The 11,160-nt window shown below is 71.5% G+C and carries 5 protein-coding genes; 1 reads left to right on the top strand and 4 read right to left on the bottom strand.

All coding sequences use genetic code 11. The annotated features are described in order from the left end of the window. Positions 1 to 248: 248 nt before the first annotated feature. Positions 249 to 1,643 (top strand): transcriptional regulator, encoded by a 1,395-nt coding sequence (locus EST92_RS28220; protein ID WP_129283558.1) that lies wholly within the window; start codon positions 249 to 251, stop codon positions 1,641 to 1,643. 267 nt (positions 1,644 to 1,910) lie between these two features. On the opposite strand, the gene EST92_RS28215 is transcribed toward EST92_RS28220, so the two are convergent. The 4 genes from EST92_RS28215 to EST92_RS28200 form a co-directional block, all read right to left on the bottom strand. Beyond that, positions 1,911 to 2,306, bottom strand: a complete 396-nt coding sequence (locus tag EST92_RS28215; RefSeq protein ID WP_254069070.1) for an ATP-binding protein — start codon at positions 2,304 to 2,306, stop codon at positions 1,911 to 1,913. A gap of 649 nt (positions 2,307 to 2,955) precedes the next feature. Further along, the gene (locus EST92_RS28210; protein ID WP_129283557.1) at positions 2,956 to 9,324 is read right to left on the bottom strand and encodes a type I polyketide synthase; all 6,369 of its coding nucleotides are present in this window, start codon (positions 9,322 to 9,324) and stop codon (positions 2,956 to 2,958) included. 36 nt (positions 9,325 to 9,360) lie between these two features. After that, positions 9,361 to 10,695, bottom strand: a complete 1,335-nt coding sequence (locus tag EST92_RS28205; protein ID WP_129283556.1) for a beta-ketoacyl synthase N-terminal-like domain-containing protein — start codon at positions 10,693 to 10,695, stop codon at positions 9,361 to 9,363. 78 nt (positions 10,696 to 10,773) lie between these two features. Continuing rightward, positions 10,774 to 10,980 carry a DUF5988 family protein gene (locus EST92_RS28200; protein ID WP_231976925.1) on the bottom strand — a complete coding sequence of 69 codons (207 nt, stop codon included), beginning with the start codon at positions 10,978 to 10,980 and terminating at the stop codon, positions 10,774 to 10,776. Positions 10,981 to 11,160 lie beyond the last annotated feature (180 nt).

Raw genomic sequence — 11,160 nt, 5'->3', positions numbered from 1 at the left:
GTGGGTGGTTGTGCGCGGTGGGGGGTGGCGTGCGGCGAGGGTTCGGCAGGAGCGCGTCGGGACAGGCCGGCGTGAGGGGCACATGACTGAAGCCCCTTCATGCCCCTCTGCTACTGCGGGCAACGCCCAGGCGGCGACTTGACTTTGGTCATCGCGATTCAGTCCTGGTTGTTGGGTAAAGACTGAGCCATCCCGTTCTCTGGATATGCCAACGTGAAGCGTTGGCGGCACGTGCTTGGAGGCGAACCATGGCCGCCCGACCACTCGTCGCGCGTCAGACCAACCAACGACTGCGGTCGCTCATCCAGGAAGCCTCTCTGTCCAACTCCGCGCTGGCGCGCCAGGTGAACGTCTTGGGAGAGGCCCAGGGCCTGGATCTGCGGTACGACAAGACCTCCGTGAGCCGGTGGCTCAGTGGTCAGCGGCCACGGGGCCGGGTGCCGGCCATCATCGCCGAGGCGCTGAGCGGCAAGCTCGGCCGTACGGTCTCGACGGAAGAGATCGGCATGGCCAATGGCAACAGCGTGACCTGCGGGGTCGGTCTCCACTTCGCCGCCACGGTGGACGACGCACTGGAGCAGGTGCGTGAACTATGGCATATGGACGCCGAGTCCCGGGGGCTTTTGTCACGTTCGGCCATGACGGCGTCGGCCTTGGTCGAACCCAGCCGGGACTGGCTGATCAGCTCCCCGGACCCACAGGTGGCACGCCACCGGCAGCTGGGGCCGCGGGTGGGGATGACCGATGTGGAGTTGGTCCGGGCGACCACCCAGGCGCTGGCCGAACTCGATCACCGGGTGGGCAGCGGCTATGTCCGGCCCGTGGTGGTGTCCTGCCTCAGCAGCGTGCTGTCCGGGCTGATGGCCGGGAGTTACGGGGAGACGACGGGACGACAGTTGTTCGCCGCGGCCGCCCGGCTGACGGAACTCGCCGGGTACACCGCCCTGGACATCGGGCAACCGGGCCTGGCCCAGCGGTATTACATCCAGGCGCTGCGGCTCGCACAGGCCGCGGACGACCGGTGCTACGGCGGTTATGTGCTGGCCGCCGGGCTGAGCCATCTCGCCGTCGGCGCGGGCTGCTCCCGGGAGGCGGTGCAGCTCGCCCGGGCCGCGCAGGAAGGCACCCGGGGCCGGGCACCGCTGTCCGCCCAGGCGATGTTCTACGCCACCGAGGCCCGCGGCTACGCCATGCTCGGCGACGCCCGGATGTGCAAAATACTGGCGGACAAAGCCACGGAGGCGATGACGCAGGTCGTCCCCGGTGACGGTCCCGAGTGGATCGCGCACTTCGACCGGGCCTATCTGGCCGACGAACTGGCGCACTGCTACCGGGATCTCAAGCAGCCACGGCCGGCCGCCCGCCGGGCCGAGGAGGCACTCGCCCGGCACCCGCGGACCCGGGTACGCCGCCGGGCCATCGATCTGCTGCTGCTCGCCACGGTCTTAGTGCAGGCCGGTGACGTCGAGGAGGCCTGCCGGGCGGCGATGGAGGGGGTGGCGCTGCTCGGCAGGCTGAAGTCGGCGCTCGGGGAGCGGTATCTGCAGAACTTCCAGGACGAGCTGCGGCCGTTCGGCGACACCGAGCCGGTGCGCGCCTTCGACACCCTCGTCCTGGAGAGCGGTATGCAGGTGACGCGGTGAGGGCGGTGCGGCGGCGACGAAGGGCCGGTCGTCCGGGTACCGACGGCCGGACGGCTCGTCCCGGCTCGCGGGGAGGCGGTGGGGAGCCGGTGCCGGTCCGGCCGTCGGCGGCGGGAGCCCCCGAAGGGGTGCAGCGGCGGCGTCCCGGTCACCGGCCGGCGACCGGCCCGGCCGCTTGGAATGTTCGGTCGTGGGGTGCTCGCCGGCTTCCCCCTTGCGGAAGCGGGCGTGGCGGGGTGGCGGCCATGGGGAGCGGCCTCAGGGGAGTTACGGCGCCAGGCGCGGGGGGACACCTGCCGCCAGCGGCACCGCCGCCCAGACGGTGCAGCTGCTGTCGGCCTCGATCCTGCGGCCCCAGCGGGAGGAGAACGTGGCGACCAGCTCCAGTCCGCGGCCGTGCTCCTGTTCCCCGCCCGGATGTCGCACCCGGGGCACCGACGCCGAACCCCCGCGGTCGTGCACCTCGATGTGCAGCAGGTCCTCCGACCTCCATATCCGGCAGGTGACACGGGTGCCGGCGGAATACTGGATCGCATTGGTGCACAGTTCCGACAGGACGAGCAGCATGAGGTAACGGGTGTCGTCGTCATGGATGTGCTGTCCGTCGAGCCAGGCGCGGGCCAGGCTCCGGCACACCGGCACCGCGCGCCGCAGCGCCGGCATCCGGAGCTCCACACGCTGCGCGGAACTCCAGCAGTCGGCGGGAACGACCTCGCTTCTTTCCCGGGGCCAGCTCGCTATATGCCGGACGGTCAGCATGACTTCGGCGGAATGCATTGTGGTGGGTAACATGACTACCCCTTTCCTGTGTACCTCATGGACTTCGATGTCGCTTTCGCCTCATGAAGCACTGCCAGCGGCATCGTTCGGGCGATCCGAGCGGCCTTCGAAGTGCGCCGCGCCGCCGGTACGTACCGGCCCGCTTTCGGCTTTGCTTTCCCCTGTTAATTCAAGCAGTGCGGCGGTCCGCCCGGAAGGCGCACAGTGCAGCGAAGGAAGCAGCCGGGGAGGGGGCGAGGTGAAATACTATGACCATAAAAAGACGGTTGCGCCTTTCCGCCAATACAATTGACGGAAAGACGCAACGGGCCGCAGCAAGGCGGCGGCGAGAATGTATCAGGAATCCCGCGGGTTTTGAATGGGTGGCGCGGAAGTTCTCCGGCTGCCTGCCGGAACCGGCGCGGCGGGTGTGCAACACAGCGGCGGGTGTGCGGAGTTCACGGCGTCCGGCGGCCGCACCGGCCACGGGCACGGCGAACGCCCGGCGGACGGGCGTTCGCCCGGCCGCCGGGCGTGCCGTGGAACGCTGCGGCTAGGCCGGGTCTTTCGGATTCCCCGGGGCGGAGAGATCCAGGCCCAGCTGTTCCGCGATTCCGGCCGCGAGGGCGGCCAGCGTCGGGTGTTCCCAGACGAAGTTTCGCGACAGGGTGAGGGTGAAGGAACGGTCGAGGCGTACCCGCAATTCCATGGCCAACAGCGAGTCGAATCCCAGCGACTTCAGCGGCGTCTGCGGATCGAGAGAGCTTTTGCCCAGTCGGAGAACGTCACGGACATGGCCCGCCAGATGGTCTTCCAGAGCGGATCTGCGCGCCAGGCCGGTGGGCAGGGCGGCGAGTTGGGCACGAATGTCGTCGGTGCTCTCGGCGGCCGGGTTCCGGTCCGCCGGCGGGGCCTCGCCGGACATCGCGCTGAAGAACGGGAGATGCCGGCCCGCGGGCGGCACCCAGGTTTCCGGCGGGCCGGGAATCACCCCGGTCTGCACCCGCCGGTGGGACAGCAGCGTCTGCAGGGCCGCCAGCCCCTGGTCGGTGGGGATGGTGCGGTATCCGCGGCGGCTGAAGTCGGTGGCGACACCGATCTCGCCCCACGGGCCCCAGTTGACCGCCACCGTGGGCATCCCCTGTGCGGAGCGCCAGGCGGCGAACCCGTCGAGCCAGGAGTTCGCCGCGGCATACACGCCCTGGCCGGGGTTGCCCAGCAGCGAGGCCATGGAGGAGAACGCCGCGAACCAGTCGAGCGGGTGGTCCTCGGTGGCGTGGTGGAGGTGCCAGGCGCCGTCCACCTTCGGCAGCCACACCCGCGCCAGCTGGTCGTCGGAGACGTTGGTGAGCACGGCGTCGTCCAGCACCATCGCGCAGTGCACCACGCCGTGCAGCCGGAAGCCGTCACTCACCGCGGTGGAGACCAACCGCCGGGCGGTGGCCGGATCGGCGATGTCGCCGAGGACCACCGACACCTTGGCGGATCTGCCGACCGTGGTGGCGAGCGTCTGTGCGACGTCGGGGGCCGGGGCGGAGCGGCCGTTGAGCACGACGTGGCCGGCGCCGTGGGCCGCCAGCCACTTCGCGGTGGCCAGGCCCAGGCCGCGCAGTCCGCCGGTGACGATGTACGCCCCGCCCTCCTGCACCGGCATGTCCAGATCGGGCAGCACCGCCGCGGCCTCCCCGGTGTCGGGCACGGTCAGCACCAGCTTGCCGACATGGTCGGCGGCCGCCATGGCGCGGAAGGCCGTGGTGGCCTCGGACAGCGGATACTCCGTGCAGTGCAGGGGCTTGAGCCGGTTCTCCTCGAACGCGCCGAGCACCTCGCGCCACACCGACGCGAAGGTGTCGGGCCGGTTGCGCTGCAACTCGATCAGGTCGACGGTGCTCAGGGTGACGTTGTGCCGCAGCGGCAGCATGCCCAGCGGGGCGTCCGCCATGATGTCGCGCACCCCCAGCTCCACGAAGCGGCCGAACGGGCGCAGCGTCTCCAGGCCCGTCCGGATGGCCGCCCCCGACAGCGAGTTGAGGACCACGTCGACGCCCTCCCCGTTGGTCGCCTCCCGGGTGCGTTCGCCGAACTCCAGGGTGCGGGAGTCCATGACGTGGCGGATGCCCATGCCCCGCAGATAGCGGCGCTTGTCCTCGCTGCCGGCCGTGGCCAGCACCTCGGCGCCCAGCAGCCGGGCCACCGCGATCGCCGCCAGACCGGTGCCGCCGGTGGCGGAGTGGATCAGCACCCGCTCCCCCGCGGTCAGCCGGGCGACCGACCGCAGGGAGTACCAGGCGGTCAGGAAGGCGATCGGCAGGCCGGCCGCGGCCACCGGTTCGATGCCGATCGGGATGGGGGCCACCGTCTCGGCGGGCAGGGTCACGAACGAGCCGAAGGCCCCGCCGCGCAGATCGACCGCGAGCACCTCGTCGCCCACCTGCACCCGCTCCACCCCGTCGCCGACGGCGCTGACCACACCGGAGCACTCGAAGCCGATCCGGTAGCGGACGTCCAGGTCACCGGGGAGCAGGCCCATGGCGGTGAGCACATCGCGGAAGTTGAGGCCGGCCGCGGTGACCTGGACCTCGACCTCGCCGGGCCGTGGCGCGCGCCGCCCGGTGGCCGCGTACTCCAGGCTCGACAGGTCGCCGAGCCGGGAGGCGCGCAGCCGGAACCCGTCCGCCCCGTACCGCACGGTGCACGGGGTGGCCGCACGGTCCGCCGCGCCGTCCGTCGGGGCATGTTCCAGGCGGGCCACATACCGGCTGCCGGCGCGCAGGGCGACCTCGTCGTCGGGCGCGTCCGCGAGCAGCTCCAGGGCCACCTCCTCCGGCCCGGCGCCCCGGGCGTCGGTGTCCACCGAGACCGGCCGGGCCTCGGGGTGTTCCAGCGCGCCGACCCGCAGCAGGCCGCGCAGCGCGCTCTGGCCGAGGTCGACCTCGTCACCCGGCACGACGCCGCGCGCCCCGCGGGTGACGACGTACAGGCGTGGCGCCCCGGTGGTGGTGGCGGCGATCGACTGCAGCGCGCCGAGCAGCCTGCGGGTGCGCCGCAGGGACTGCACCGTCGGGTCCTCGTCGTCCGCGGGTCCGCACACCAGCACCACGCCGCGCGGGGCTTCCAGGGTGGCGGCCAGGCGGCCGGCGAGGGCGTCACGGAACGAGGTGAGGGAGCTGCCGTCCAGGGCGCGGTCCCAGACGACCGTGCGGGCGCAGTGCTTGCGCAGCGCGGCGGCCAGTGCCTGGGCCGAGCCGTCCGCCTCGCCCACGATGACCCAGTTGCCCGCCGCCTGTCCGCCGTCCGGTGTGACCCGGGGGGCCTGCTGCCAGCCGATGCCCAGGAGCCAGTCGTCGACCGCCGCGGCACCGGGCGCGGCCCGCCAGGCGAACCGCAGACCGTTGACGACGAGGACCACGGCGCCGCTGTCGTCCAGGAGGCGCACGTTGGCCACTATCGCTTCCGGGGTGATCTCGCTGACGTGTGCGTGGCAGTACACGGCGGTGTCGGGGTCGCCGAGGATGCGCAGCGCCTGCATCCGCACCGGCAGCACCAGTGCCGAGTCCTCCTCGTTGATCAGCGGCGCCAGGGCGAGCTGGGCGCAGAGGTCGAGCAGGACGGGGTGCAGCGGCAGCCCGGACGGCGGGGTCTGTGCCTGCCGCGGTACCTCGACCCTGGCCCAGAAGCTGTCGTTGTGGCGGCCGGTGTGCAGGTCGAGGATGCCGTGGAAGGCCGGGCCGTGGTCCAGTCCGCGCCGGCGCAGGCTGTCGTAGAGCGCCGAGATCTCCACCGGCAGCGGATGGCGCACGCTCATCGCCTCGACGGACCGCGGGCGCAGTTCGGGGCGCACGTTCAGCCGGTGCAGCACCGCCTCGGCCTGCCGTTCCCAGCCACCGGTCTCGTTCCGGGCGAGGATCTCGCACTGCGCCCGGTCCGGTGCGGTCAGGGTGACGACGGTGGAGACCTCGGTCTGCGCGCCCAGCCGCAGCAGCTGCTCGAAGTGGACGTCGGTGACCTCCACCTCGTCGGGTGCCGCGCCGAAGGCCTCACAGGCCGCGGCGAGCGCCAGGCCGCAGTGCGCCGCTCCGGGGAAGACCGGGTTGTCGTGCACCTTGTGGTCGGCGAGCCAGGGCAGCGCGTCGGTACCGGCGTCGGCGCGCCAGCTGTGCCGCACGGGCTCGCCGGGGAACTCGGTGTGCCGTCCGGGCAGCGGGGCCCGGGGCGCCTCGGCGGCTTCCGCGGGAGCGGTCGTGGCGTCGACCCAGTGGTGGCGGCGGTCGAAGGTGACGGTGGGGGCGTCCACGAGGTTGCCGTCGTCGTACAGGTACCGCCAGTTCACCGGCACACCGGCGCAGTGCGCGGCGGCGAGCTGGGTGCGCAGCGTGGTCTGCTCGTCCTCCTCACGGCGCAGCGTGGGCAGCACGACGGGGTCGGTGACGAGTCCGGCCAGGCTCCGTTCGACGGAGTGGGTGACGACGGGGTGCGGGGAGATCTCGGTGTAGACCACGTGCCGGTCGGCGGCCGCGGCGGCCACCGCCTCGGCGAACCGCACCGGGCGGCGCAGGTTGTCGCACCAGTAGTCGGCGTCGAAGGCAGGGGTGACACCGGCATCGACGACCGTCGAGTAGAACGGCACCTTGGGCGACCGGGGTGCGAGCCCGGCCAGCGCCGTCCGCAGCGCCGGCAGGACCGGGTCCACCAGCGGGCAGTGCGAGGCCACGTCCACGGCGATCGGGAACACCGGGATCTTGCGGGCCTCCCAGGCCGCGGCCAGCCGACTCACCTCCGTGGTCCGTCCGGCCACGACGGTGGAGTCGGGCGAGGACAGCACGGCCACCGACACCGTCTCGGCGACGCTGTCGGCGAGTTCCTCGCGCACCGTGGCGGCGTCGAGTCCGACGCTCAGCATGCTGCCGCTGCCGGCGATGTCGCTCAGCAGCCCCGAGCGCCGGCAGATCACCCGGACGCCATCGGCCAGGGACAGCGCACCGGCCACCACCGCCGCCGCGACCTCGCCCATGGAGTGGCCGATCACCGCGGCGGGTTCCACGCCGTGCGCCCGCCAGGTGGCGGCGAGGGCGACCTGGAGGGCGAAGAGGACCGGCTGCACCGTGCCGCAGCCCTGGACGGCCTTGCCGTGCCGGACCACGTCGAGGACGGAGACCTCGCTCTGCGCCGCGATGAGCTCGTGGACCTCGGTCAGCGCGTCCAGGAAGGCCGGTTCGGCCTTCAGCAGTCCGCGCCCCATACCGGGCCACTGGGAGCCCTGGCCGGAGAACACCCACACCGGCTGCCGCTCGACCGAGGCCCCCACGGCGCCGCTGACCACCGCCGGGTGCCGCTGACCCGCCGCGAACGCGCGCAGCGAGCCGATGAGTTCGCGGCGTGCGGAGGTCACCACGCCCATCCGGCCGCGGCCCGCGCAGCGCCGCAGCGCCAGGGTGTGCGCGAGGTCGTGCAGCGGGAGGTTCGCGCCGTCGCCCTCCATCCAGTCCGCGAGCCGGGTGGCCGCGGCCGGCAGCACGTCCGGGGAGCCGGCCGACACGAGGAAGACCTCACCGGACGACTGCGCGGGCCGCCCGGAGCTCCGGCGCCGGACGGCCGGGGTCTGCGGGGCCTGCTCCAGCAGGACGTGGGCGTTGGTGCCCGAGAAGCCGAAGGAGGACACCGCGGCCAGCCGGGTGGGCGTCCGCAGCGGCCAGGCGCTCAGCTCGGTGGGGACGAACAGCCGGGTGCCGACTGCCGAGATGGCCGGATTCCACCGGCGGAAGTGCAGGTTCGCCGGAATGGTGCCGCGTTGCAGGCACAGCACGCTCTTGATCAGTCCGGTGACGCCGGCGGCCGGTTCCAGATGCCCCACGTTGGTCTTCACCGAGGTCAGGGCGCAGCGGCCGGGCCCGTTGCCGTAGACGTCGGAGAGGCTGGCGAACTCGATGGGGTCGCCCACCGGGGTGCCGGTGCCGTGGGTCTCCACCATTCCCACGTCCCGCGGATCGACCCCGGACTGGGCCAGGGCCTCCAGATACAGGGCCCGTTGGGCGGTCACCGATGGTGCCGCCAGCCCTTCGGAGGAACCGTCCTGGTTCGTGGCCGAGCCGCGCAGCACCGCGAGTACCCGGTCCCCGTCCCGTACCGCGTCCGTGAGGCGCTTGAGCACCACCACACCACAGCCCTCACCCCTCACGAACCCGTCGGCGTCGGCGTCGAACGTCCGGCAGCGCCCGCCGGGCGAGAGCATGCCCATCCTGGCGAACGACCGGGTGATGCGCTGCTGGAAGGTCAGCGTGACGCCGCCGGCGAGCGCCAGGTCGCACTCGCCGGCGGACAGCGCCTGGCGTGCCATGTGCACGGCCACCAGGGAGGAGGAACATGCGGTGTCCAGCGCCACGCACGGTCCTTGCAACCCGAGCAGGTAGGAGATCCGCCCGGCAGCCACACAGTGACCGTTGGTCAGAACGGCCCCTTCCAGTTCCTGGGGGAGGCCGACGAGGCGATCCATGTAGTCGGTGTAACTGATGCCGGCGAAGACACCCGTGGGGGTGCCGTTCATCCGGTCCGGCGGGAGACCGGCGTGTTCCAGGGCTTCCCAGCTGACCTCCAGCAGGAGGCGGTGCTGGGGGTCGAGGACATCGGCCTCACGACCCGAGACACCGAAGAAGGCGGCGTCGAAGCCCGTCACATCGCGCAGGAAGCCACCCTGCCGGGGGGTCTCTTCCCCCTCCACCGGCCCCGGGAGGCCCCCGGGAACCAGGCGCTGTCTTTCCGCGGGCATCTCGCCCACCGCGTCCCGCTCCTCGACCAGCAGCCGCCACAAGGCCGCGGGCGAATCGGTGTCGCCGGGGAGCCGGCATCCCATGCCGATCACGGCGATGTTCTCTGTTGCGAGTCTGGGTTGCGTCTCGGCTGTCGAGCCGTGCGTGTTGTTGCTCATCGGGGTCTCCGTACGTGGGAGGTGATCTGCCCTTCGTCACACGGCTTCCGGGCTGCCGAGAAGGATGGCGTTCTTCACGCCGCCGACCTGGTAGTTGAAGGACAGCGCGTAGTCGAAGTCGAGCGCGCGGGGGCGGATGCCCGGGACGGGGTCGAAGGGCAGCCCCTCGGCGGGCTGTTCACAGTTGGCCGTCGGGCACACCTGTCCCCGTTCGAGCATCATCAGCGTCATGGCGACGCCCAGGCAGCCGGCCGGTGCGCCGTTGTGGCCGAAGCAGCCTTCCTGGGACGTCATCAGCACCGTGCTGTCGGGCCCGTACAGCTCCTTGACGGCGTTCGCCTCGAAGGCGGTGACGACGGCGTTGCCGTCACTGCCGCCGTGGACGTACGGGACGTCGTCGATGTGCCACCGGGTGCCGAGGCAGCGACGAACGGCGGTGACGAGTTCCGCGCCGGTGTCGTCACATGCCAGGGGGTGAGCCAACCCGTCGCGGGTGAGGGCGGTGGACAGCACCTGGCCGTAGAGGTGCGCGCCACGCCGGACGGCGTGCTCCCGGCTCTCCAAGATGACGGTGGCGGAGCCCTCGCCGTGGTTGATGCAGTCCGCCCGCCGGTCGTAGGGCCGCATCAAGGAGCTGAAGGACGGCAGCAGTTCCGGCATGCCGGTGGGGCCGAGCGAGTCGTCATCCTGCTGCGCCCCGTCCAGCAACCGCTGGATGTTCTCGATGAGGTGGACGTTGAACACGTCCACCCCGGTGACGACCGCGACCTCGACCTCGCCCTGAGCGATCATCCGCCGGGCGTTGCCGATCTGCACCGCCGACGAGGCGCAGCCGCACGAGACGGTGTAGCAGGGGCCTTTGGTGCGGGTCAGCGCCCCCTGGACCAGTGCGACGTCCGACGGCGTCACGGCTTGCTCGGCGGATACGAAAAGCTCCATGGCTTCCGCTGCGGTGGTCTTTCCGGGATCTGCTCTCAGCACCGAGAGATAGCTTTCGACGTTCGCGTCCACACCGCCGCGTCCAACCAGTATTGCCGCTTCGCTCAGCGCCCCGCCGTGAAATGTCAGTCCGGCGTCCGCGGTGGCTTCGGCCATCGACACCAGACCGTAACGGTGGGCCGCGGTGTAATGCCGGGAAAAGAACGGGGGGACATCCGGGAGGCGTTCGTCGAACATCTCCTGGGTGAGATCGACCGAGCCGTAGTAGACCTCGTCACGCTTGAGGCAGCTTTGGCCGTTGGAGGCGACGGCCCACATGTCGTCGGCCGTGAAGACCGGCGCCGTCCGGCCGGGCAGACAGAATCCGACACCGGTGACGACCACATTCCGGCCATCATTTCGGCTTCCGGGGTTCCCTGACACTCGCGTCATGACCGGACTCCTTCACTCCTGAGATTCCGCATGTTCTTTCTCCCTTTGCTTGGCTTTCTTCTGCGGACCGCACAGCACCTACTCGGCGATTCTTGTGCGGTAGCACCAGCGGTAGACGGGGACCGGCTCTCCGCCGACGTCCACGTATTCGCCGTAGAATTCGAAACGTTCGTATCCGTTGCCCCGCAGGACCCTTATCGGGTCGTTCACGGCGTCGCGTGCGTGCTGCGGCAGGGAATTTCCCTCCGGCCCGTCGACGAGGACCAGCATTGTTCTTTTCGCCATGGTGTTCTCCGGTGTTCTGTCGCAGTGGGTTTGTGGGGGCGGGAGAGTGCCGTGGGGGGAACCCGGGTGCAGTCACTGCGGGCTGCGGCCGAGGAGGACGGTGCGCCACCGGACCGGCCGTGTCCGGTGGAGCGACGGGGCGAGGGGGCGGTTCGCCGGAGACGGTGGGTGGGGGGTGGA

The organism is Streptomyces sp. TM32 (genome assembly GCF_004122755.1).
Lineage (GTDB): Bacteria > Actinomycetota > Actinomycetes > Streptomycetales > Streptomycetaceae > Streptomyces > Streptomyces sioyaensis.
The sequence above is the reverse complement of the archived record's forward strand: the minus strand, read 5'-3'. Positions and strand labels throughout refer to the sequence as shown.